At 67.6% G+C, this 23892-nt stretch carries 19 protein-coding genes; 9 read left to right on the plus strand and 10 right to left on the minus strand.

All coding sequences use genetic code 11. From position 1 onward, the window contains the following. Positions 1 to 3 precede the first annotated feature (3 nt). Entirely contained in the window at positions 4 to 408 is a 405-nt protein-coding gene (locus tag LL962_RS13600) for a hypothetical protein (protein WP_228317290.1), read from the plus strand. A gap of 223 nt (positions 409 to 631) precedes the next feature. Here the strand turns inward: LL962_RS13600 and LL962_RS13605 are convergent, their stop codons facing one another. Beyond that, on the minus strand, positions 632 to 1756 hold the full coding sequence (locus LL962_RS13605) for a pyridoxal phosphate-dependent aminotransferase (protein ID WP_104587973.1): 1125 nt from the start codon (positions 1754 to 1756) through the stop codon (positions 632 to 634). Between the two features lie 196 nt (positions 1757 to 1952). Here LL962_RS13605 and ligA point away from each other — a divergent pair, with 196 nt between their 5' ends. The 5 genes from ligA (at position 1953) to gyrA (ending at position 10873) form a co-directional block, all read left to right on the plus strand. Beyond that, on the plus strand, positions 1953 to 4454 hold the full coding sequence (gene ligA / locus LL962_RS13610; protein WP_228317291.1) for an NAD-dependent DNA ligase LigA: 2502 nt from the start codon (positions 1953 to 1955) through the stop codon (positions 4452 to 4454). After that, the gene (gene epmA, locus LL962_RS13615) at positions 4451 to 5413 is read left to right on the plus strand and encodes an EF-P lysine aminoacylase EpmA (RefSeq protein ID WP_228317292.1); all 963 of its coding nucleotides are present in this window, start codon (positions 4451 to 4453) and stop codon (positions 5411 to 5413) included. Before ligA ends, epmA begins: the two co-directional genes overlap by 4 nt. Positions 5414 to 5703: 290 nt before the next feature. Further along, complete coding sequence (locus tag LL962_RS13620; protein ID WP_104587875.1) at positions 5704 to 6387, plus strand: DUF3011 domain-containing protein; 684 nt, start codon at positions 5704 to 5706, stop codon at positions 6385 to 6387. Between the two features lie 510 nt (positions 6388 to 6897). After that, positions 6898 to 7962 (plus strand): S-methyl-5-thioribose-1-phosphate isomerase, encoded by a 1065-nt coding sequence (gene mtnA / locus LL962_RS13625; protein WP_228317293.1) that lies wholly within the window; start codon positions 6898 to 6900, stop codon positions 7960 to 7962. A 208-nt stretch (positions 7963 to 8170) separates the two neighbouring features. After that, positions 8171 to 10873, plus strand: coding sequence for a DNA gyrase subunit A (gyrA, locus tag LL962_RS13630; protein WP_228317294.1), 2703 nt, complete (start codon positions 8171 to 8173; stop codon positions 10871 to 10873). 136 nt (positions 10874 to 11009) lie between these two features. Here the strand turns inward: gyrA and LL962_RS13635 are convergent, their stop codons facing one another. From LL962_RS13635 to hutI, 5 genes are all read right to left on the minus strand, one after another. Continuing rightward, positions 11010 to 11732: a hypothetical protein gene (locus LL962_RS13635; RefSeq protein WP_104587870.1), complete on the minus strand. Its 723-nt coding sequence runs from the start codon at positions 11730 to 11732 to the stop codon at positions 11010 to 11012. Between the two features lie 350 nt (positions 11733 to 12082). After that, positions 12083 to 13750, minus strand: coding sequence for a urocanate hydratase (hutU, locus tag LL962_RS13640; protein ID WP_228317295.1), 1668 nt, complete (start codon positions 13748 to 13750; stop codon positions 12083 to 12085). A gap of 16 nt (positions 13751 to 13766) precedes the next feature. After that, the gene (gene hutG / locus LL962_RS13645) at positions 13767 to 14624 is read right to left on the minus strand and encodes an N-formylglutamate deformylase (RefSeq protein WP_228317296.1); all 858 of its coding nucleotides are present in this window, start codon (positions 14622 to 14624) and stop codon (positions 13767 to 13769) included. Positions 14625 to 14805: 181 nt separating this feature from the next. Next, entirely contained in the window at positions 14806 to 16347 is a 1542-nt protein-coding gene (gene hutH / locus LL962_RS13650; protein ID WP_228317297.1) for a histidine ammonia-lyase, read from the minus strand. Between the two features lie 17 nt (positions 16348 to 16364). Continuing rightward, positions 16365 to 17570, minus strand: a complete 1206-nt coding sequence (hutI, locus tag LL962_RS13655) for an imidazolonepropionase (RefSeq protein WP_228317324.1) — start codon at positions 17568 to 17570, stop codon at positions 16365 to 16367. Between the two features lie 60 nt (positions 17571 to 17630). Here hutI and LL962_RS13660 point away from each other — a divergent pair, with 60 nt between their 5' ends. Together LL962_RS13660 and hutC are read left to right on the plus strand one after the other, a co-directional pair. Further along, complete coding sequence (locus tag LL962_RS13660) at positions 17631 to 19004, plus strand: formimidoylglutamate deiminase (protein ID WP_228317298.1); 1374 nt, start codon at positions 17631 to 17633, stop codon at positions 19002 to 19004. 23 nt (positions 19005 to 19027) lie between these two features. After that, the gene (hutC, locus tag LL962_RS13665) at positions 19028 to 19786 is read left to right on the plus strand and encodes a histidine utilization repressor (protein WP_425509892.1); all 759 of its coding nucleotides are present in this window, start codon (positions 19028 to 19030) and stop codon (positions 19784 to 19786) included. A gap of 141 nt (positions 19787 to 19927) precedes the next feature. On the opposite strand, the gene LL962_RS13670 is transcribed toward hutC, so the two are convergent. From LL962_RS13670 to LL962_RS13680, 3 genes are all read right to left on the minus strand, one after another. Then, a complete protein-coding gene (locus LL962_RS13670; RefSeq protein ID WP_228317300.1) occupies positions 19928 to 20908 on the minus strand; it encodes a restriction endonuclease in 981 nt (326 codons plus the stop codon). Positions 20909 to 21263: 355 nt separating this feature from the next. Beyond that, on the minus strand, positions 21264 to 21830 hold the full coding sequence (locus LL962_RS13675) for a phasin family protein (protein WP_228317301.1): 567 nt from the start codon (positions 21828 to 21830) through the stop codon (positions 21264 to 21266). Positions 21831 to 21982: 152 nt separating this feature from the next. Next, positions 21983 to 22258: a polyhydroxyalkanoic acid system family protein gene (locus LL962_RS13680; protein ID WP_104587861.1), complete on the minus strand. Its 276-nt coding sequence runs from the start codon at positions 22256 to 22258 to the stop codon at positions 21983 to 21985. A gap of 185 nt (positions 22259 to 22443) precedes the next feature. On the opposite strand from LL962_RS13680, the gene LL962_RS13685 reads away from it, so the two are divergent. Then, positions 22444 to 23253 (plus strand): FHA domain-containing protein, encoded by an 810-nt coding sequence (locus LL962_RS13685; RefSeq protein ID WP_228317302.1) that lies wholly within the window; start codon positions 22444 to 22446, stop codon positions 23251 to 23253. Here the strand turns inward: LL962_RS13685 and msrQ are convergent. Beyond that, positions 23195 to 23851: a protein-methionine-sulfoxide reductase heme-binding subunit MsrQ gene (msrQ, locus tag LL962_RS13690; protein ID WP_228317303.1), complete on the minus strand. Its 657-nt coding sequence runs from the start codon at positions 23849 to 23851 to the stop codon at positions 23195 to 23197. The two genes, LL962_RS13685 and msrQ, sit on opposite strands and share 59 nt — an antisense overlap. Positions 23852 to 23892 lie beyond the last annotated feature (41 nt).

A 23892-nucleotide genomic window follows, 5' to 3' on the forward strand; every position in this document is an offset into this window, starting at 1 on the left:
CCCATGTTGAGTCTGCAGGGCGTGCTGGCGGTGGCGTTGCTGCTGGTGCTATGGGCGATCCTGGCGATGCCGTTGTTGTGGATCTTTACCAGGATCGCCACGCGTCTGCGCAAGCGCCCGCGACATTCGCCCTGGGTGGTCGTGGGCTTTGCTGCCGCGATCACCTTGCTGGTCGCGCCGGTGCCCACGCCTTTCATCAGCGTATTCATGCCGCACGCCATCGCGCTGCTGGATCGCCGCTACTATCTGCACATCCTGCAGGGCCCGCCGATGCTGCACGAACTGCTGCTGTGGAATGCCGGCTCGATGGCACTGACTTTCGTCATCAGTTATCTGTGGATCCGGCGCACGCTGCGCGCTAAAGCCCCTCTCCCTGCGGGGCGAGAAGGCACGGCTCCCGCGCCGTAGGCGCGCGGGCCTTGGAGCGCCCGCGCCGCAAGCGCGGGCCGGGGTGCGGAGCAGGGGTGCGGGGCGTGGCAGCGGAGCAGTCGGTGATTCAATTCTGACGGCGCGTGGCGACGCGTTCGCCATGACAGACGCTGGCAGATTCCCTAGGCGCCCCCTCATCCGCCCCTTGCGGGGCACCTTCTCCCGAGGGGAGAAGGGATAAGTGCTTCGCTTCACTGAGCGATCAGCGCTTGGCCTTGGCGAACGCTTCACGGAAGCGCAGCATCTCCGCCTCGGTGCCCACGGTCACGCGCACGCGCTTGGGCCAGATCGGCCAGCTACGGCCGACGATGACGCCTTGCTTCTGCATCGAATCGGCGAACACCTTGGCATCACGCTTGACGTCCACCATGAAGCAATTGGCCTGCGATGGCAGGCAGGCGTAGCCCTTGCTCTTGAGCCAGGCGATGGTGTCCTCGCGTACGCGTGCGTTGTCGGCACGCCGTGCCGGTACCAGCTGCGGGTCGCGCAGGCTGGCGATGCCGGCGGCCATCGCCGGCACCGGCAGCGGGTTGCCGCCGAGCGTGGCGAGCTTGGTCAGCAGGCCCGGCGGGGCGATGGCCGCGCCCAGGCGCAACCCGGCCATGCCGTACAGCTTGGAAAACGTGCGCAGCACGATCAGGTCCTGGCGCTGGCGTACCAGCTCCACCACCGAGGTTTCGTTGCTGTACTGGATGTAGGCCTCGTCGACCACCAGCACCGCGCTGGCCGGCTTGTTGGCCAGCAACCATTCGATGTCCGCACGTGGCGTGATCGAGCCGGTGGGATTGTTGGGATTGCAGACGTAGATCAGCCCTGCGTTCGGATCGGCCTTGGCCATTGCCTTGACGTCGTGGGCGCCGTCGGCGCGCAAGGGGACGCGGCGCACCGGCGCGCCGTGCGCGAGCGCGACATCGGCGAGCGCTTCGAAGGTCGGGTCTGCGATCACCAGTCCCGCGCGTGGCGAGGTGAACAGTGCGCCGCTGCGATTGAGCGGGTCGCTCGAACCGGGAAAGAACGCGATATGGTCGTTCGGCAACTGCAGCTCGCCGGCCATCAGATTGCGCAGGTCCTGTTCCATCTCGAACTGGTAGCGGCCGGCACGCGCCAGCGAACGCGTCGCCGCCTCCAGCGCAGCGGGCGATGGGCCGAGCGGATGTTCGTTGTAGTTGAGGTACACCGTGCCGGCTGCAGGCGCCACGCCGGGAGTGGTCGGAGCGGCGGTGCGCTTGCGGGCTGCCCCGGCAGGCGGGCTCAACCCAAGTGCGGAGACCGCCAGCCCGGAGCTGGCAAGACCAAGAAACGAACGGCGCGAAACGGGCAGCGACACGATGAACTCCAGGGCAGGGCGCGGCAAACAGGGCGCCACGCTAGCGGGTTTGTGCCGGTCTGCCTATCGGGAAATGCCGCGTTGGGGCGATCGGACGGCCGATGGGGCGCGCGGATGGGCGCGCGCGCAACCACCACGGCCACGGCTGGCCGCCGTCGTTAGACTATGCGGCCGCCCATGCCGTTGCCGCCCCCGTATGACCGCCAGCCTGGACCCCGCTCAGCGCATCGATGCCCTGCGTCGCCGCATCGAAGATGCGAACTACCGCTATCACGTGCTCGACGAGCCGCAGATGGCCGATGTGGACTACGACCGGCTGATGCGCGAGCTGGAGGTGCTGGAAGCGGAGCATCCGGCGTTGGCCAGCGCCGATTCGCCGACCCGGCGCGTGGGCTACCTGGCGGCCTCGCGCTTCGCGGAAGTGCGCCATGCCCTGCCGATGTTGTCGTTGGGCAATGCCTTCAGCGACGAGGAAGTGAGCGAGTTCGTGCGCCGCATCAGCGAACGGCTGGAGCTCACGCAGCCACTGTTCTGTGCCGAGCCCAAGCTCGATGGGCTGGCGATCAGTCTGCGCTACGAAGACGGCGAATTCGTGCAGGGCGCCACGCGTGGCGATGGCGCCACCGGCGAGGATGTCAGCGCCAACCTGCGTACGGTCAAGGCGATTCCGCTGCGCCTGCGCGGGCAGGGCTGGCCGAAGGTGCTGGAAGTCCGCGGCGAGGTCTACATGCCGCGCGCCGCTTTCGAGGCCTACAACGCGCAGATGCGTGCCCACGGCGGCAAGGTGCTGGCCAATCCGCGTAACGGCGCGGCCGGTTCGTTGCGACAGCTGGATGCGCGCATCACTGCGCAGCGTCCACTGAGCTTCTTCGCCTATGGTGTGGGCGAGGTGCGCGACGGGGCGTTGCCGCAGACCCATTCGGCCATCCTGGCGCAGTTGCGCACCTGGGGATTCCCGGTCAGCGCGCTGGTCGAGGTGGTGCAGGGCTGCGACGGTTTGCTGGCGTACTACCAGCGCATCGGCGCCGCGCGCGACGCGCTGGCCTTCGATATCGACGGGGTGGTCTACAAGCTCGACGATCTGGCCGGCCAGCGCGAGATGGGCTTCGTCTCTCGCGCGCCGCGCTGGGCGATCGCGCACAAGTTCCCCGCGCAGGAGCAGTCCACCACGGTGGAGGCGATCGAGATCCAGATCGGCCGTACCGGTGCGGCGACGCCGGTGGCGCGGCTGAAACCGGTGCATGTGGCCGGGGTGATCGTCACCAATGCGACCTTGCACAACGCCGATCAGATCGCGCGGCTGGACGTGCGCGTGGGTGACACGGTGATCGTGCGGCGCGCCGGCGATGTGATTCCCGAAGTGGCCGGCGTGGTTGCCGATCAGCGCCCGTCAGGCACGCAGGAATGGCGCATGCCTACCCGGTGCCCGGTGTGCGGTTCGGAGATCGTGCGCGAAGAAGGCCAGGCGGTGTGGCGCTGCTCCGGCGAGCTGACCTGCCCGGCGCAGCGCAAGGAGGCGTTCCGGCATTTCGTTTCGCGCCGCGCGATGGATGTGGACGGCCTGGGCGAGAAGTTCATCGAGGTCCTGGTGGACAGCGGCCTGATGCAGGGCGTGGCCGATCTGTATCTGCTCGATCTGGACCGTTTGCTGCAGTTGCGCCTGATCAGCAGCGCCGACAGCCCGCATGCCTTCCTGCGCGAGGCGCGCGAGCATCTGGCCAGTGGCGGGTACGCGCAGCTGGAGACCACCCTGGCCGGTATCGGCGTGGATCTTGCCGGCGAACGCGAGGCGCCGCAGACCTGGCAGGCCGATCTGCTGCGCGCCGGGCTGCCGGCCTTCGACTGGAATCGCCGCAAGATCGCCACCAAGTGGGCCGAGAACCTGATCGAGGCGATCGAGACATCGCGCGACACCACGCTGGAGCGGTTCCTGTTCGCGCTGGGGATCGAGCACGTAGGCGAGAGCACTGCAAAAGCCTTGTCGGCCTGGTTCGGCGATCTGGAACTGATCCGCCATCTGCCGTGGCCGCTGTTCAAGCGCGTGCCCGATATCGGTGGCGAGGTGGCGCGTTCGCTCGGGCATTTCTTCGATCAGCCCGGTAATCAGAAAGCCATCGACGATCTGCTGCAGCGTGGCGTGCGCATCGGCGATGCGCATCCGCCGTCGCCCAAGCTGCGCGAGGCGCTGAGCCTGGCCAGCGTGCTGGAAGACATGGATATTCCCAAGGTCACGCCGGTGCGCGCGCAGCAACTCGCAGCCGCGGTGCCATCGTTGGATGCCTTGCGCACGGCAGGTGCCGATGCCTTGCAGCAGGCGGGCGTGCCTGCGCCGGTGGTGGCCGCGCTGCTGCAGTGGCTGGATCGTGCGGAAAATGCTGCCCTGGCGAGTGCCGCGCAGCAGGCGATGGATACCGTGCTGGCACGGCTGCGGGACGCCGCAGCGGTGCAGGCCGGCCCACTGGACGGCCAGACCGTGGTGATCACCGGCACCTTGGCTGCTTTGACGCGCGATGCCGCCAAGCAACGCCTCGAAGCCTTGGGCGCCAAGGTCGCCGGCAGCGTGTCGAAGAAGACCGCCTTCCTGGTGGCCGGCGAGGAAGCCGGCTCCAAGCTGGAGAAAGCGCAATCGCTGGGCGTGGAGATCTGGGACGAGGCGCGCCTGCTGGCGTTCCTGGGCGAACACGGGCAACAGCCGTGAATCCGGCGCGGATCGATCTGGCGGCCTTGCGGCTGCGTGCACGACTCAATGCCACGATCCGCGACTTCTTCGCCGAGCGCGGCGTGCTGGAAGTGGAAACGCCGGTGCTGTCGCAGGCAGGCAACACCGAGCCGAACATCGAAAGCTTCAGTACCCGCTTCAGCGGGCATGTGGATGCCGGCGCGCCGGTGCGCTGGTTGCGCACCTCGCCGGAGTATCCGCTCAAGCGCCTGCTCGCTGCCGGCGTCGGCGATTGTTACGAGCTGGGGCGCGTGTTCCGCAATGGCGAAGCCGGCGGGCGGCACAATCCCGAGTTCAGCATGCTGGAGTGGTACCGGGTGGGCTGGGACGATCGCCTGCTGGCGCAGGAAACCGTTGCGTTGGTGCAGCGTGCGCTGGCGCTGGTCGACCGCGAGGCGACGGTGCAGGTGCTGAGCTACCGCGAGCTGTTCGCCCAGCGGCTGGGGATCGATCCGTTGCTGGACCCGATCGAGGCGCTGCGCGCGCCCTTGCAGGCCATTGCCATCGATCCGCAGGGGCTCACCCGCGACGATTGGCTGGACCTGCTGATGACCCACTGTCTGCAGCCCGGCTTTGCTGCCGATACCTTGACCGTGGTGCACGACTGGCCGGCCAGCCAGTGCGCGCTGGCGCGGATCCGCCACGACAGCCCGCCGGTGGCCGAGCGTTTCGAGCTGTATCTGGGCAGCGTCGAGGTGGCCAATGGCTACCACGAATTGAACGATGCGCAGGAGCAGCGTGCACGTTTCCAGCGCGACAACGCCGTGCGTGCCGCGCGCGGCCTGCCGCAGTTGCCGCTGGACGAACACCTGCTGGCGGTGTTGTCGCAACTGCCCGACTGCGCCGGAGTGGCGGTGGGCGTGGACCGCCTGTTGATGGCGCTGCGCGCGACCACGCAGATCGCCGCGGTGCTGGCGTTCGACTTCGCCAGCGCCTGAGCCCCGGTCCGGTCCGAACCGCTGGGCAATGCCGGCGATGGCGTGATGCGTGGCACGGCCACGCTGGCGCGAAGCGATGGTGCGGCGATTCCGCGAGAGTTGTGGCGCCAGCGCGGGCAGGCGCGCATTGGTCGATCCGCTGCGCGCATCAGGCGGCCAACGCAGTGCCTGCCGGCGCGCTGCCACGCCGCTGTCATGCGCGTCGTATTGCTATCTTCACATCGATGATGCTCTCATCTTCACGTCCACGGGGGCGCGACGTAGATCGTTTCGGGGTGAGGATTGTCGGCATGAAGTGGCTGATCGGCTTTTGCGGTGTGTGGTGCCTGCCGCTGCTGATATTCGCCGACGCACGCGCTGCCGAGCGCGGCTCGGACGTGGTGCGCTGCGAGTCCAGGGACATGGCGCGCGTGCATTGCGCGATGGAAACGGTGCACGGCGTGCAACTGGTCCGGCAGCTGTCCGAGACCAGTTGCATCCGCGGCAGCGAATGGGGTGTGGAGCGTGACGGAGTGTGGGTGGAGCAGGGCTGCCGTGCCGAATTCGCCACGGCCGCGCCTGCCGCCACGGTGATGCGTCGGGTGGTGCGCTGCGATTCCAACGGCGGCAAGGTGGTTTGCCCGGTGGTGCTGCGTGGTGCGCCGGTACGGTTGTTGCGCCAGCGTTCGATCTGGCCCTGCAAGGAAAACCGTACCTGGGGCACGCGCCGCAACGAGATCTGGGTATCGCGCGGCTGCGACGGAGAGTTCGAAGTGGGCGCCGAAGACGGCTCCGGCTTCGTGGCGATGCCGCGGCTGGTCACCTGCGAATCCAAGAAGAGCGCGCGCCGCACCTGCGGCGTATCGGTGGAGCGCAGCGTGCGCCTGGGCCGTCAGATGTCCAGAAACCCGTGCGTTGAAGGCCAGAGCTGGGGCTGGAGCCGCGATGGGGTGTGGGTGAACGACGGCTGCCGCGCCGAGTTCATCGTCGACTGAGCGGTTGGCAGGGCTGCTGCGCTACCAGGCGTCGGTCTATTGCTGGACGGAGGATCTGGGTCTTCGCCGCGAGGCGGTTGCTCTGCGGTTTGGCTGCAGGGCCCTTGCCCGCCCACCATCGCAGGACACGCCGTGAATCTGTCCCTGCAGGCTCTGGCGCGGCATCCATGCCGCTCAAGGTCCCGCGACGGTGAGCGAGCAAGGACCAGTCGAGACGGGCGGCGTGCGTGGTTTTCAACAAGCAATCGACAAGCCGCGACGCGCTCCTCGCTCTTCAACAAAACCACCAGCCAACCGTCTGGTGCGGTGTCTCGCCGATTGCGGGACGCTTGGCGGCATGGATGCCGCCAGGGAGCCTGCAAGGACGTACTTGCGGCGTGTCCCGCGGGCGGTGAGGGCACCACATCCTCGACGAACCAGGCGTTTGCGCTTGATGCATCGCCGCACGCACTGCGAGCTGCCCATTGACGGCCCACTGACTGCATCGCCCCTGCGCCCTACAATAGACGCATGAACGACAGCGCCCATATCGATTACGCCCGCTACGACCACATCCGCCCGCTGCTGTGGACCGGCGATGCCCTGGAATTGCTCGATCAACGCAAGCTGCCCTTCGTGGTGGAGCACGTGCGTTGCGAAAGCAGCGATGCGGTGGCCGAGGCCATCCATGCGCTGGCGGTGCGTGGTGCGCCGGCCATCGGCATCGCCGCCGGGTGGGGCGTGGTGCTGGCTGCGCGCGAGGTGCAGGCCGATGATGGCAGCGCCGCCTTGCAGAAGCTCGAACCGGCGCTGCTGCGGCTCAACGCCGCACGCCCCACGGCCGTGAACCTCGCCTGGGCCCTGATGCGTATGCGCCGGGTGCTGGGTGCGGCGGGCGGGGACTGGCGCGAGGTGATCGCGCGCGAGGCGCAGGCGATCGCCGACGAGGACCTGGCCGCCAACCGCCACATGGGCGCGTTGGGTGCCGGCCTGATCGCCCCGGGCAGCGGCGTGCTGACCCATTGCAACACCGGCTCGCTGGCCACCGCCGGCTTCGGTACCGCGCTGGGCGTGATCCGCGCCGGCATGGCGCAGCAGCGCATCGCCAAGGTCTTCGCCGGCGAAACCCGCCCATGGTTGCAGGGCGCGCGCCTGACCGTGTGGGAGCTGCAGCAGGATGGTATCGACGCCACCCTGATCGCCGACTCGGCTGCCTCGCACCTGATGAAGTCGGGGCTGGTGCAATGGGTGATCGTCGGCGCCGACCGCATCTGCGCCAATGGCGATACCGCCAACAAGATCGGCACCTACCAGCTGGCCATCGCCGCCCGTCATCACGGGGTCAAGTTCATGGTGGTTGCGCCCTCGTCCACGGTGGACATGGCCACGGCCGACGGCGACCAGATCGACATCGAGCAGCGCGATCCGGGCGAACTGTTCGGCGTGGGCGGTGTGCGCACGGTCGCCGACGGCATCCACGCCTGGAACCCGGTGTTCGACGTCACCCCGGGGGACCTCATCGATGCCATCGTCACCGAACGCGGTGTGATCGAGCGTCCGGACCGGGCACGGATGCAGGCCGCTTTCGGCGGCTGAGCCCTACCCGGCGGCGGTGCGCCGCACTGGCCGTCAATTTCGCGCAAGTGCTTGTTTCTGGCCGCTAAAGCTGCGGTATCGGGCTGCTCCTTCGTGGTACAATCCGGGGCTCGAATCGATCGGCGGGAGCGTGGGGTCGGCAGCCTGATGCAGGGGCGCCCCCGACGCGGCTTTCCGGCTCGCCCGCCACCTCACTTACGGAACCCGAATGGCAGAAACCGCCAAGGAAATCATCCAGGTCAATCTGGAAGACGAGATGCGCAAGAGCTATCTCGATTACGCGATGAGCGTGATCGTGGGGCGCGCACTTCCCGATGCCCGTGACGGCCTCAAACCCGTGCACCGACGCGTGTTGTACGCGATGCACGAGCTGGGCGCGCACAGCAACAAGGCCTACTTCAAGTCGGCGCGTATCGTCGGCGACGTCATCGGTAAGTACCACCCGCACGGCGACCAGTCGGTCTACGACACGCTGGTGCGCATGGCGCAGCCGTTCTCGCTGCGCTACATGATGGTGGACGGCCAGGGCAACTTCGGTTCGGTCGACGGCGACTCCGCCGCGGCGATGCGTTACACCGAGTCGCGCATGTCGCGGCTGGCGCACGAGCTGATGGCCGACATCGACAAGGAAACCGTCGATTTCCAGCCCAACTACGACGAGAAGGAACAGGAACCGACGGTCATGCCGACCCGGTTCCCGAGCCTGCTGGTCAATGGCTCGGCCGGTATCGCGGTAGGTATGGCGACCAATATCCCGCCGCACAACCTGACCGAGGCGATCAATGCCTGCATCGCGCTGATCGACACGCCCGAGCTGGACGTCGAAGGCCTGATGGAATACATCCCCGGCCCGGATTTCCCCACTGCCGGCATCATCAACGGTACCGCCGGCATCGCGGCCGGCTATCGCACCGGCCGTGGCCGCGTGCGCATCCGCGCCAAGGCCGACGTGGAAGTGGCCGACAACGGCCGCGAGGCGATCGTCGTCACCGAGATCCCGTACCAGGTCAACAAGGCCCGGCTGATCGAGAAGATCGCCGAGCTGGTCAAGGAAAAGAAGCTCGAGGGCATCAGCGAGCTGCGCGATGAGTCCGACAAGGACGGCATGCGCATCTACATCGAGATCAAGCGCGGCGAATCGGCCGAGGTTGTGCTCAACAACCTCTACCAGCAGACCCAGATGGAGTCGGTGTTCGGCATCAACATGGTGGCGCTGATCGACGGCCGCCCGCAGTTGATGAACCTCAAGCAGATGCTGGAGGCGTTCATCCGCCACCGCCGCGAGGTGGTCACCCGCCGCACCATTTTCGAATTGCGCAAGGCGCGTGCACGTGCGCACGTGCTGGAAGGCCTGACCGTCGCACTGGCCAACATCGATGAAATGATCGAGTTGATCAAGACCTCGGCCAATCCGCAGGAAGCGCGCGAGCGCATGCTGGCCAAGACCTGGCAGCCGGGCCTGGTCGGCGCGCTGCTGGGTGCCGCCGGTGCCGAGGCCTCCAAGCCGGAGGACCTGCCGCCGGGGGTGGGCCTGATCAAAGGGTTCTACCAGCTCAGCGAAGTGCAGGCTGGGCAGATCCTGGAAATGCGTCTGCATCGCCTGACCGGACTGGAACAGGAAAAGCTGACCGACGAGTACAAGCAGTTGCTCGGCGTCATCGAAGGCCTGATCCGCATCCTGGAAAACCCGGACGTGCTGCTGCAGGTGATCCGCGACGAGCTGATCAATATTCGTGAAGAATATGGCGACGAACGCCGTACCGAGATCCGTCACAGCGAAGAAGACCTGGATATCCTGGATCTGATCGCGCCAGAAGACGTGGTGGTGACGCTCTCGCATGCCGGATATGCCAAGCGTCAGCCGGTGAGCGCGTATCGCGCCCAGCGCCGTGGTGGCCGCGGTCGTTCTGCTGCAGCGACCAAGGAAGAGGATTTCATCGACCAGCTGTGGCTGGTCAACACGCACGACACGCTGCTCACCTTCACCAGCAGCGGCAAGGTGTTCTGGCTGCCGGTGCACCAGTTGCCGGAAGCCGGTTCCACTGCGCGTGGCCGCCCGATCATCAACTGGATTCCGCTGGAAGCCGGCGAGCGCGTGCAGGCGGTGTTGCCGGTACGCGAGTATGCCGATAACCGCTATGTGTTCTTCGCCACCCGCAACGGCACCGTCAAGAAGACGCCGTTGAGCGAATTCGCGTTCCGTCTGGCGCGCGGCAAGATCGCGATCAATCTGGACGAGGGCGATGCGCTGGTCGGCGTGGCCCTGACCGACGGCGACCGCGATGTGCTGCTGTTCGCTTCCAACGGCAAGACCGTGCGCTTCGGCGAATCCACCGTGCGTTCGATGGGCCGTACCGCCACCGGCGTGCGCGGTATCCGGCTGACCAAGGGCGAGGAAGTGGTCAGCCTGATCGTGGCCGAGCGTGCCGGCGGTGTCGACGACGAGGCCGATGACGAGACTGGTGAGGACGTTGTGGAGACCGCCGATGCTGCCGAGGCGGCGGTGATCGAGGTCGCCGACGACGGCAATGTGGCTTACATCCTCACCGCCACCGAGAACGGCTACGGCAAGCGCACTCCATTGGCCGAGTATCCGCGCAAGGGCCGCGGTACCCAGGGCGTGATCGGTATCCAGACCACCGAGCGCAACGGCAAGCTGGTACGCGCGGTGCTGCTGGGCGCCACCGACGAGGTGCTGCTGATCTCCGATGGCGGCACCCTGGTGCGCACGCGTGGTTCGGAAATCTCGCGTGTGGGCCGCAATACCCAGGGCGTCACTCTGATCCGGTTGTCCAAGGGCGAGAAGCTGCAGGCGGTGGAACGGCTGGATGCCTCGCTGGACGAGGCCGACGACGCGGTCGAAGAGGTCGCCGTCACCGATGCCGCGTTGCCGCCGCCAAACGAGGCATGAGCACGCCGCGGCAGCGCGTCAGTTGAACGAGAACGCCGGCGCAAGCCGGCGTTTTTTTTGCTATCGACGATGGCCCGGCAGTGCGCCGCCGCGCCAGCCCCGGGCGCGAACGCTTTTACGACTTCCGACTCCCGAATCACCGCACCGCTACCGCATCCTCCTGCACCGCATCGCGCACATCCTGCGCCAGGGTGGCCTTGACGATGATCGAACGGATGGCGTCGGTGGCTTCGGCCAGCGGCACGTCGCTGCTCAGACGCTGAAACGTGTCGCGGCTGTTGTAGCCGGAGCCGTCCTTCAGATAGTGGTCGTACATCGACAGCAGATCCTGGCAGGCGGTGATCAGGGCGGCGGCATTGCCACGCCCCAGCGCATGCCCGATCTGATCGAAGCTATGCAGGCAGTCCGCCAGCCAGTGCAGATCGTAGCGGGCGGTGCTTGGCTCCGGTGCGGTGTGGCCACGGCTGTACGCGCTGTAGCGCCGCAGGCTGCGTGCCACGCGTGCCACGTGCGCGAACAGCGTGCCGATCTCGTTGGCGACATCCAGCCGCTGAACCATCACCATCGGGATCACCTGGCCAGCGTCGTCCTGCTGCTGTCCGGCGGCATTCTGCTCCTGTTGCTCCAGCGATTGCTTGAGCACGGTATAGCTGCGCTGCAAGGATTCCAGTTCCAGTGCACTGGCGGCCGCGCGGGCCTTCAACTGCGACAGCGCCGCCTGATAGCGGCCCAGACTTTCCTGGGTACTGGCCAGCTGGCCGGATTCCGTACGCAGTTGGCGGCCACGCACGAACGCCATCGCGGTGGCGATCAGTGCCCAGAGTGCGAATGCAGGCACCAGGTAGATCAGGATGCCCATGGAGATCCCTCGAAACGTTGCATACATTGTCGGCACGCAACGGTCAGTCTTGAGGGCTATCGCCGCACTCTGCGAGAAGCGCATTAACGCGCCGCGACGTCAACGGCGCGGGTGGACGACCGGCTCAGCGCGGCTGCTCGATCACAGGAGCGGGCGTTGCCGAAATGGTCGGCGGATGTAAGCCCAGCGCGGTTGCGGGTTGGCGCAGCCACCGCAGGCCGAAGCGACGCAGTAGGGTATTGGCCGGCATTTCGAGCCATTTGTACATCAACTAGGACGCGGCCATGATCGCCAGCAGCACCGCCGTCCGTGCGGCGTTGCCGGCCAGGCTGCGGTGTCAGGCTGCGGTGTCAGGCAAGGATGGCCGGCAAATCCAGCCCTTTCTCCTTCGCGCAGTCGGTTGCAATGGCATAGCCGGCATCGGCATGCCGCATCACACCGGTGGCGGGGTCGTTCCAGAGTACGCGTTCCAGGCGCCTGTCTGCGGCGTCGCTGCCATCGCAGACGATCACCATGCCGGCGTGCTGCGAGAAACCCATGCCGACGCCGCCGCCATGATGCAGCGACACCCAGGTGGCGCCGCTGGCGGTGTTGAGCAGTGCATTGAGCAAGGGCCAGTCGGACACCGCGTCGGAGCCGTCGGCCATGGCTTCGGTCTCGCGGTTGGGCGAGGCCACGCTGCCGCTGTCCAGGTGATCGCGGCCGATCACCACCGGCGCCTTCAGCTCGCCGCTGCGCACCATGGCGTTGAAGGCCAGGCCCAGGCGGTGGCGATCGCCCAGGCCGACCCAGCAGATGCGTGCGGGCAGGCCCTGGTAGGCGATCCTGTCGGCGGCCATCTCCAGCCAGCGATGCAGGTGCGCATCGTCCGGAACGAGTTCCTTGACCTTGGCATCGGTTCTGGCGATGTCCTCGGGATCGCCGGACAGCGCCACCCAGCGGAACGGGCCGATGCCGCGACAGAACAGCGGGCGGATGTAGGCGGGTACGAAGCCGGGAAAATCGAAGGCATTGTCGACGCCGGCCTCCAGCGCCATCTGGCGCAGGTTGTTGCCGTAATCCACGGTCGGCACGCCCTGCGCATGGAAGGCCAGCATGGCGCGGATGTGATTGGCCATCGAGCCGCGTGCGGCGGCTTCCACCTGCTTCGGCGCGCTCACGCGTTTGTCGTCCCATTCTTCCACGCTCCAGCCCTGCGGCAGATAGCCGTTGACCGGATCGTGCGCGGACGTCTGGTCGGTGAGCAGGTCCGGCCTGATGCCGCGTGCGAGCAGTTCCTCGAGTACGTCGGCCACATTGCCGAGCAGGCCGACGGACCGTGGCTTATCGGTGGTGCAGGCCTCGTCGATCAGCCGCAGCGCTTCGTCCAGCGAATCGGTCCAGGTGTCCAGATAGCCGGTGCGCAGGCGCATGTCGATGCTGGAACGTCGGCATTCCACCGCCAGGCAGGATGCGCCGGCCATCACCGCCGCCAGCGGCTGCGCACCGCCCATGCCGCCCAGCCCACCGGTGAGCAGCCAGCGTCCGGACAGGTCGCCGCCGTAATGCTGCCGGCCCATTTCCACGAAGGTTTCGTAGGTGCCCTGCACGATGCCTTGCGCACCGATGTAGATCCAGCTGCCGGCGGTCATCTGGCCGTACATCGCCAGGCCCTTCTGATCCAGTGCATTGAAGTGGTCCCAACTGGCCCAGCGCGGCACCAGGTTGGAATTGGCGATCAGTACGCGCGGTGCATCGGCATGGGTGCGGAACACGCCGACCGGTTTGCCCGATTGCACCAGCAGGGTCTGGTCGTCTTCCAGCCGAGTCAGCGCAGCCACGATGGCATCGAAGGATTCCCAATCGCGCGCGGCGCGGCCGATGCCGCCATAGACCACCAGTTCCTGCGGGCGCTCGGCCACATCCGGGTCCAGGTTGTTCATCAACATGCGCAATGGCGCTTCGGTCAGCCAGCTCCTGGCGGTGAGCGCGGTGCCGGTGGCGGCGCGGATGACGCGGGTTGCATCGTGACGGGTCATGCCGGGGTCCTTGCAATCAACGGGTGGCCGCGTGCGGCGCGGTGCCGGGCGGAGAGACATTGGCGAAGTGCAGGCAGGCCAGCAGCACCTGCTGCAAGGTTGCGCGCAGCGCGGCGGCATGCGCCGGCTGCCATGGCGTGGGCCAGTTGTCGGGGGTGACGCTGCCCGGCTCGCGCATATAGCCGCGGCAGGCCAGCTCCATCTGCAAGGTGTGCACGCCATGCTCGGGGCGTGCGTAATGGCGGGTGATCCAGCCGCCCTTGAAACGCCCGTTGCGCACCGTGCTGTAGCCGCTGCCGCGGCAGAGCCGCTCGACCGCGTCGACCAACGCCGGGTCGCAGCTGCGATCGTCGTTGCTGCCGATGTTGAACTGCGGCAGCTGGCCGTCGAACAGATGCGGGATGACCGAACGGATCGAGTGCGCGTCGTACACCACGACCCTGGCGTGGTGCTGGCGCAGGCGCGCAATCTCGTCGGCGAGCGCGGCGTGATACGGGTCGAACCAGCGCGTGCGGCGCTGCTCGATCTGCGTCCGGTCCGGTGCCAGGCCATCGGCATACAGCGGCTGATTGTCGAAGGTGGTCAGCGGACACAGGCCGGTGGTGTTCTGTCCCGGGTACAGCGATACCCCGCTGGGGTCGCGGTTGACGTCGATGACCGAGCGCGAGATCGCAGTGCGCACCGTGGTCGCGCCCAGCGCCTGGGCGAAGTCGTATAGCTGATGCACCCACCAATCCGCATCGCGGCGTGCCAGCCACGGCGACACGAAACGCTCGGCGACCTCGTCGGGGAGCAGGGTGCCGGTATGCGGGAAACTGAGGATCAGCGGCGCGTCGCCGCGGTGCAGTTCGAGCCAGTCCGGTAAGGCATTCATCGCTGTGTTTCCGGTGGCGGCGCAGCGAGCGCGCGGCACGCGTCGTGCGGCGGAGCGGTGCGATCACCTCGCACGCGCGATACCGCTTCGTCGCAGGTGTATACGCAGGGAAGTACCGCGGCAGACGCGATCTGCAGCTGCGGGAATGCAGACATCGCCTCGCCTCGGATGAGCTGGCGATTCATGCGTCCTGCTCCACACCCGGCAATGCGATCGCCACCACCTGCGCCAACGCACCCGAACGCACCAATGCGCAGGCCGCCAGCATGTCGGGATGGAAGTAGCGGTCGTCCTGCAGTGTCGGCACCTGGGCGCGCAGCAGCGCGCGTGCGGCTTCCAGCGCGGTACTGGAGCGCAGCGGTGCATGGAAATCGCAGCCCTGTACGGCCGCCAGCAGCTCGATGCCGATCACGTGCGCAGCATTTTCGGCCATCGCCAGCAGGCGACGCGCGCCGTGCGCGGCCATCGACACATGATCTTCCTGATTGGCCGAGGTCGGAATCGAATCCACGCTGGCCGGATAGGCGCGCTGCTTGTTTTCCGATACCAGCGCCGCCGCTGTGACCTGCGGAATCATGAAGCCCGAGTTCAGGCCGGGGCGCGGGGTGAGGAAGGCGGGCAGGCCGGACAAGGCCGGATCCACCAGCATGGCGGTACGGCGCTCGCTGATCGAGCCGATTTCGCATACCGCCATTGCCAGCATATCGGCTGCGAAGGCCACTGGCTCGGCATGGAAGTTGCCGCCGGACAGTGCCTCGCCGGTGTCGCTGAAGACCAGCGGATTGTCGGACACGCCATTGGCCTCGATCTCCAGGGTGCGCGCGGCCTGTCGCATCACATCCAGCGCAGCGCCCATCACCTGCGGCTGGCAACGCAGGCAGTACGGATCCTGCACGCGCACATCGCCGAGCCGATGCGATTCGCGGATGGCCGAATCGGCCATCAAGGCGCGCAACGCCGCTGCGATGGCGATCTGTCCCGGCTGCCGGCGCAAGGCGTGGATGCGCGCGTCGAAGGGCGTGTCCGAGCCCTTGGCCGCCTCCACCGACAATGCGCCGGCGACCAGTGCCGCCTGCAAGACGGTTTCGATCTCGAACAGGCCGGCCAGCGCGCAGGCAGTGGAGAATTGCGTCCCGTTGAGCAGCGCCAGCCCTTCCTTGGCACCGAGCACACGCGGTTGCAGCCCGGCCTGCGCCAGGGCGTCTGCCGCCGGCAGCCGCTGTCCATCCACGAACGCCTCGCCGACGCCGATCATCAGCGTTGCCAGATGCGACAGCGGCGCCAGGTCGCCGGAGGCGCCGACCGAGCCCTGGCAGGGCACCACCGGCGTGATGCCACCGCGCAGCAGTGCTTCCAGCAGGGCCAAGGTTTCCGGCTGCACGCCGGAAGCGCCCTGCGCCAGGCTGGTGAGCTTGAGCGCAATCATCAGCCGCACCACCGGCACCGGCGTGGGGGCGCCGACCCCGGCGGCATGCGACAGCACGATATTGCGCTGCAGGGTCTGCAGGTCTTCGCGCTCGATGCGCACGCTGGCCAGCTTGCCGAAGCCGGTATTGACGCCGTAGACGGGTTCGCCGCGCGCAACGATCGCCTCGACCGTCTGCGCGCTGCGCAGCACCGCGGCCGCGCATGCCGGGTCCAGGGCCGCATCGGCACCGCGATACAACGCACGCCACTGCGCCAGCGTGACCGCACCGGGTTGCAGAACAACGGAAGCACTCATGACGACTCCAGAACGCATCAGGTCGGACGCCCGCGCCAGACGCGGGCATGAAGAGGGTTGAAGCCCATGCGGTAGACCAGGTCGGCCGGCGCATCGATGTTCCAGATCGCCAGATCGCAGTCCATGCCGGCGCGCAGCCGGCCCAGCCGCGTGCTGCGGCCCAGCGCACGCGCCGCTTCGCGGGTGAAGCCGGCGATGCATTCGTCCACCGTCATGCGGAACAACGTGGCTGCCATGTTCATCGCCAGCAACGGGCTGGTCAGTGGCGAGGTGCCCGGGTTGCAGTCGGTGGCCAGCGCCAGCGGCACGCCGGCCGCGCGCAGCGCCGCGATCGGTGGCAGCTGGGTATCGCGGGTGAAATAGAACGCACCCGGCAACAGCACGGCGACCGTGCCGGCGCTGGCCATCGCCGCGACACCGGCCTGGTCCAGGTATTCGATGTGGTCGGCCGACAACGCGCCGTAACGCGCGGCCAGTTCGGCGCCATGCTGGTTGCTCAATTGCTCGGCATGGATCTTGACCTGCAGTCCGTGCGCCTTTGCGGCCATGAAGACCTGTTCGGCCTGCGCCGGAGAGAACGCCAGATGCTCGCAGAACACATCCACCGCTTCGGCCAGCCCCTGCGCGGCGATCGTCGGGATCATCTGGGTACAGACCGATGCGATGTAGGCCTGCGCATCGCTCTCCGGCGGCACCGCATGCGCGCCGAGAAAGGTGGGCACCACCTCGACCTGGCGCAGGGTGGCGAATTGCCGCGCCACGCGCAGCTGCTTGGTTTCGTCTTCCAGGGTGAGGCCGTAGCCGGACTTGATCTCCAGCGTGGTCACGCCTTCGGCGAGCATCGCATCCAGGCGCGGCAGGCTGGATGCGAGCAGCGCTGCATCGTCGGCCGCGCGGGTGGCGCGCACCGTGGCCACGATGCCGCCGCCGGCCGCGGCGATCTGCGCATAGCTGGCGCCACGCAGGCGTTGCTCGAATTCGTTGGCACGATTGCCGGCGTACACCAGGTGGGTGTGGCAATCGATCAGGCCCGGGCTGATCCAACGGCGCCCGCAATTGTACGTGGTGTGGGGTTGCAGGGCCGGTGCCCGTGCGGCCGGGCCTGCATACACGATGCGGCCTTGCGCGCATGCGACCACGCCGTCGGGCACCGCGCCCAGGCCGCCGTCGGCGCCATCCAGGGTCATCAACTGCGCGTTGTGCCAGAGAACGTCGCACTGCATGGCGTAGGTGTGTGCTGTCTGATATGTATATACAATAGAGTCGTCCATCGGAGGTGTCCAGTGGCAGATCAGCAAGCGCACGCGCAGGTGTTATGGGCTGCCCGGGCCCTGTTGCCCGACGGCTGGGCCGACCAGGTCAGGCTCACGTTGGCGCACGGGCGCGTGGTGTCGGTACAGCCGCAGACGCCACCGGCCGCCACCGATACCCGGTGTCAGGTACTGCTGCCGGGGCTGGGCAACCTGCACAGCCACGCGTTCCAGCGCGGTATGGCCGGCCTGACCGAGGTGGGAGGGCGCAGCGGCGACAGCTTCTGGAGCTGGCGCGAGCTGATGTACCGCTTCGTCGACCGGCTGGATCCGGACAGCCTGCAGGCGATCGCCGAACAGGCCTACGTGGAGATGCTCGAAAGCGGCTTCACCCGGGTCGGCGAATTCCATTATCTGCACCACGCCGGCGATGGCGCTGCGTACGCGCATGCCGGCGAGATGTCCGCACGCATCGCCGCCGCGGCCGCCAACACCGGCATCGGCCTGACCTTGCTGCCGGTGTTCTATGCGCATTCGGACTTCGGCGGCGCGGCGCCGAGTGTGGCGCAGCGGCGGTTGATTCATGACCTCGACGGCTTCGCCCGCTTGCTGGACGATTGCACGCAATGTCTCAAGCGCCTGTCGGACGCGGTGCTGGGGCTTGCCCCGCACAGCCTGCGCGCGGTCACGCCGTCGCAACTGGCTGCGCTGCTGCCGCTCACCGATGGGCCTATCCACATCCATATCGCCGAGCAGCAGCGCGAGGTCGATGCCTGTCTGGCCTGGTCGGGTCAGCGCCCGGTGCAGTGGCTGCTGGAGCATGCGGCGGTGGATGTGCGTTGGTGCCTGGTGCATGCCACCCATGTCCTGGCGAGCGAGGTGCAGGCGATGGCTGCCTGCGGTGCCGTGGTCGGGCTGTGCCCGATCACCGAGGCCAATCTGGGCGACGGAATCTTTCCGCTGCAGGCGTTCGCGGCGGCCGGCGGCCGCTTCGGGGTGGGTTCGGACTCGAACGTGTTGATCGCCGCGGCCGAGGAACTGCGCCTGCTCGAATACGGCCAGCGGCTGACACTGCAGGCGCGCAACGTGCTGGCGCCCGCCGGCATGTCCAGTGGCCGCTGGCTGTTCGAGCAGGCCGGTGCGGGTGCTGCGCAGGCCTTGGGCATGCCGCACGGCATCCGCCCCGGTGCGAGCGCCGATCTGCTGGAGCTGGACGCTACGCATCCGGCCCTGCTGGCGCGTAGCGGCGACGCGCTGCTGGACAGCTGGCTGTTCGCCGCCCGCGACACCGCGGTGCGTACCGTCTGGCGCGGCGGCCGCTGCGTGGTGCGCGACGGCCGGCATGTGGACCGCGCCCGTATCGCAGCGCGTTTTTCCACGGCGTTGCGCGGGTTACTGGCCAACTGAGCGAATGCGCGCACAATGCAGGTCTGGATTGGAGATCTCCCGCATTGGCCGCTTCCCTCACCGCCGCGCCCGGCACCTTGCATCAACGCATCCGGCAGGATCTGGAGCAGCGGATCCATAGCGGCGACTGGCCGCCCGGCCACCGCATTCCGCCCGAACACGAGCTGATGGCGCGCTACGGATGTTCGCGCATGACCGTCAACAAGGTGCTCGGGCTGCTGGCCGATGCCGGCATGATCGAACGTCGCCGCCGCACCGGCTCGTTCGTGGCGCGACCGCACCCGCATCTGGAGCAGGTGGCGCTGTCCATTCCCGACATCCAGGTGGAAATGACCGCGCGCGGGCATGTCTACACGTTCTCGTTGCTGGCGCGGCGCTTGCGCAATGCACGCCAGCGCGTGCCGCAGGAGCGGGCGATGGGCAGCACCGGAAAGCTGCTGGCGTTGGACAGCGTGCATCTGGCCGACGGCAGCCCGTTCGCCCTGGAACAGCGCGTGATCGATATCACCACCGTGCCCGACGCACTCCAACAGTCGTTCACCGATCTCGCACCCGGCAGCTGGCTGTTGCGCAACGTTCCCTGGACGCGCGCCGAACACCGCATCAGTGCCGTCAACGCCGATGCCGCACAGGCCGAACGCTTGCAGGTGGAAGAGGGCGCGGCCTGCCTGCTCATCGATCGCCATACCTGGCGCGGCGACCAACCCGTCACCTATGTGCGGCAATGGTTCCTGGGCGGTTCCTACGATCTGGTGGCGCGGTTCGCGCCGGGAATGCGCTGAAGCGGAGCGCTTCTGCGGAACTGCGTATCGCTGCATCGTGCGGGCCGCAGCCGGATTCGTCTGCCGTCCGCTCTGCCATCATCGTGAGGGGACAGCGCGGCAACGACGGCCGGCGCGAGGCAGACGGTCAAGCCTACCGAATCACATCGTGGCGCATTGCCGCCAGCGTACCGGTTCGGCGGTGCCCGGTCGCGGATTGAGTTGCACGCGTACGGTGCGCAGGTAGGGATGGCGTTTGAGTTCGTTGCAGATCAACGGCCAGGCCGTACCGTCATCCACCGTGCGATCCACCGCCAGCGTCGCCTGGCTGATCCAGATACCGCGTACCAGCCCCGGGGTCTTTGCCAACGCCTTGGAAACATCGCGTCGGTAGCCCTGCAGGGTTGCCTCGTCCGGTTCGCTGCCGGCCTCGGGCTGTACGACCGCTGGCACCGGCTGCGCTGCTTGCCCGCCCGGTGCGGGTGGTGTCGGGCGCGCGGGCTGCGGCGCCGCGACCGGGGTGGACGCGCGGCCCGTAGGAGCCGGCAGCTCCGGAGGACGGACCGCCAGCACGGTCACCACCGCCAGCGTCGCGAGCGCGGCGCCGGCGATGAGGCTATGACGCAGCGCGCGGCGCCTGGCCATGCCCACCACGCCGGCTTCCACATTGCCCGGCAGGTACGGCTTGAGCAGCGGCCACAGGCGCATGCCATCCAGCACTTCGACGGACTGTTTTTCCGCAGCGGCCAGGCCTGCGCGCTCCACCCGGCCCTCGGTCACCATCACGCCACCGCCGGCCCCGGCCAGGCGCGCCATTGCACCCAGCTCGTTCACCGCGGCCACGCCGATGCGGTAGCCGCGGCCGTGCTTGCAGGCCACCAGGCGCGTGCCATGGTCGGTTTGCATCATGAAATCGGCCGTGGGCAAGCCATCGCGCGGGACCTGGAGTGGCTGCCAGCCACGCTGCTCCTGCAGCACGCGCAGGACCACGGCGGCGAAATCGCGCCAGTGCATGGCCGCCAGTGCGCGGACTCCCTGCAGGTTCTCGTCGGCGCGACGTCGCACCAGCCAGAGATACGCGCTCACCGCCAGCCAGAGCAGCAGTGCGATCAGGAGCGCCGAAATCCAGGAGGGCGTAAACATCTAGCGAAGGAATGGCGCGTAGAACGAGTCGATGCGTCTAGAAGAATCGTTCGCGCGGCGTTCGTCAATGGATGCATGGCAGCGATCGTGCGAGCCGTGATCCAGACAGCGAAAGACCCGCCAGTCCGAAGCCGTGAGGGGAGGGGAGCAAACGGACTTCGATGGTGCAGGACTGGCGGGTCGTCCCCGATTGTGCGAAATAAGATGTTGCTTTGCAACATGGTGGCCGCCGGAGCCAGCTGGCCATCGGCTGCGGGTTCAGTTCGCCACGCTTGCCGCGAGCCACCGGTCCTCCAGCATTCCGGGATTGAGGGCCGGGGCACAGCGACGGCCGCACCTTGCTGCGCGGCGCCGCCTAGTCGCCGTCGAACGCGCCAGGAGTGCCCGCATGCGGCGTATTGCTGGAAGGTGTCTGCGTGGCCGAGCCGGCCGCATCGCCACTTGCCGCCTGCGCAGCCTGGTTGGCAGTGCGGTTGGCACGCTTGGTTGCGGCGGTGTTGGCGCGTACCTGGGCCTTCAGCGATTCGACCTCCCGCCGCAGATTTTCCAGCTCTTCCTGCTCGGGGATGTTGAGTGTGCGCAGCACGCCCTTGACGCGCTCATCGAAGGCCTTGCCCAGCTTGTCCCAGCCGCGCACCGCGGTGTCGCGTGCCTGCTCGAACTGGGTTTCCACCTCCTCGCGCAGCTCGTCCACGCTGTTGGCGGCCTTGCGCTGGCCGCTGCGCTCGTAGGCCGCGCCCTCGCGCACCAACGAGTCGAACAGTTTGCTGCCTTCGTTCTGCACCCGTCCCAGCGCCCCGAGTCCGGCCAGCCAGACGGTCTGTGCCGATTCGCCGAGGCGGCGCGAGATCTGTTCTGCCTGCGCCTGGAAGCCATGCGCCGCGTCGTCGCGGCCAGCGTTTCGATCGTATCCGGTCGTCATGCGATGCTCCTCGATTGCCAAAGTGACCTTGCGTTCACCCTAGTGCCGACCCTGCATCGGGCAGGTGAAGCACTGCCGTGCAGGCCTGCCGCAAGCATCCGCCCATCCTGCCCGGGGCGGGTGACTTGGCGCTGAAGCGCGGCGACGACGGCTCAGGCCAGTTTTTCCGCCAGCAGACGGCGAATTTCAGACTCCACCATCGGTTGCATCGCCGACAACAGGAAGCCGAGCTCGGCTGTGACATGCACCTGCTGCGGCAGCAGGGCGATCGCGCCGTCCACGCCGGCGCGCGCGATGCGCAAGGTGTCGCCTTCCCAGTGCGAGGCGACACCGTAGCGATCGGACAGCTTGCGCGCCGCTTCGTCGACCGCCGTGCGGGCCTGGGCGGGCGTGAGAGAGTGATCGTGGCGGATATCGATGCTGGACATGCGGGCCTGGAACGTCGTCGAAGGAGGCGCGCATTGTGCGCATGTGCGCGCCAGGCTCCAAGTGCAGGCGCGCTCGACCACCGGCGCCTGCCGTGCCTCCGCCGATCGCGGTGCCCGGTCTGCGATTCGAGCCACCGCGTACGGCAGTGGCCGCGGTCGTTGGCAAACCTGCTAGGCTGCGACCGGTGCGCGACCTGCAAGTTCATTTCACCCACCGGCAGCAGCCGGATCATTCGCTCAAGCCCGGCGTCCACCGGATCGTACGGCATGCCTCCGGCAGCGTGCGGGTGGTGGACGATGCGCAGGGCGCATTGCTGTTGGCGCAGTTCTGCCTGGATCAGCGCGGCCTGTGGTTGCAGGTCGCCAACGGCATCCGCGGCATTCACGTCAACGGACGTCCGGTACGCCGCATGGCCCTGCTGCGACCGGGTGACGCGATCTATGCCGACGGCGTGGAGATGCTGCTGCGTAGCGCGCCCTCCAGCGCGCCGGGCAACGATCTGCCGCAGGATGCTGCCGACCTGAGCGAGGTCTGCCTGCTGCTGCGCGGGCTGGGAGGGCGCCATCACGGACGCAGTTTTACGCTTGACCGTTCGCGCCTGGTCGGCAGCGACCCCGCAGCAGACATCGTCATCGACGACCCGGCCTTCGCCACCCAGCACGCGCGCCTGGAACGTCACGGCGACCGCGTGCTGATCCGCGATCTGGGCTCGGAGGAGGGCAGCTGGATCAATGGCGTGCAGGTCCGCGACGGCTGGCTGCAGGCCGGCGACCAGGTCGTGTTCGACGCGCGCCACCGCTTCGTGGTGGAAGTGCCGCGCATCCATCACGCCACCACGTGGGATCTGCCCGAGACGGAGCCGCTGCCACCGCCGCATGCGGTCCCCGAGCCGGCCCGTGCGCCGATGAAGGTCGCCCGCTGGCCCTGGCTGTTGCTCAGCGCGGTGCTGCTGGCGGCGGCGCTGAGCGCCTTGCTGTGGTTCGGCGCGCGCTGAACTTCTTCCATGCCCGCCAGCCCAGCAGCAGTGCCAGGATGCCGGCATACAGGGCCGGCTCGCGAATGTCGGATTTCACCAGCCACCAGAAGTGCAGCACCGCCAGCACGCCGATCGGATAGATCAGCCGGTGCAACCTCCCCCAGTTGCGCTTGAGCCGGCGCATCCAGCCCTGGGTGGATGTGATCGCCAGCGGCAGCAATAGCAGCCACGCGGCAAAGCCCACCGTGATGTAGGGGCGCTTGAGGATCTCTTCGAAGATCTGCGTCCAGAAGCCGCGCAGGTCCAGGGCCAGGTACACCGCCAGATGCACGCTCGCATAGAAGAATGCATACAACCCCAGCATGCGGCGGAAGCGGATGACCACCGCCTGGCCGGTGAACTGGCGCAACGGTGTGAGTGCCAGCGTAATCAGCAGCATCCGTAATGCCCACAGTCCGGTGCGGTGCTCGATCTCGGCGACCGGATCGGCGCCCAGCGCGTCACTACCGGTCTGCCACACCTGCCAGAACTGCCAGCCGAGCAAGGCGATCGGCGTCAGTGCGGCGAGGTGTACCGCAGTCTTGGCGGCGATCAATCCAGCAGAGGTCTTGGCCATGGGATCTCGAAGAAGGAAGCGATGCCCAAGCGTGGAAGCGC

The organism is Xanthomonas sp. NCPPB 1067, from assembly GCF_020783795.1.
Taxonomy (GTDB): domain Bacteria; phylum Pseudomonadota; class Gammaproteobacteria; order Xanthomonadales; family Xanthomonadaceae; genus Xanthomonas; species Xanthomonas melonis.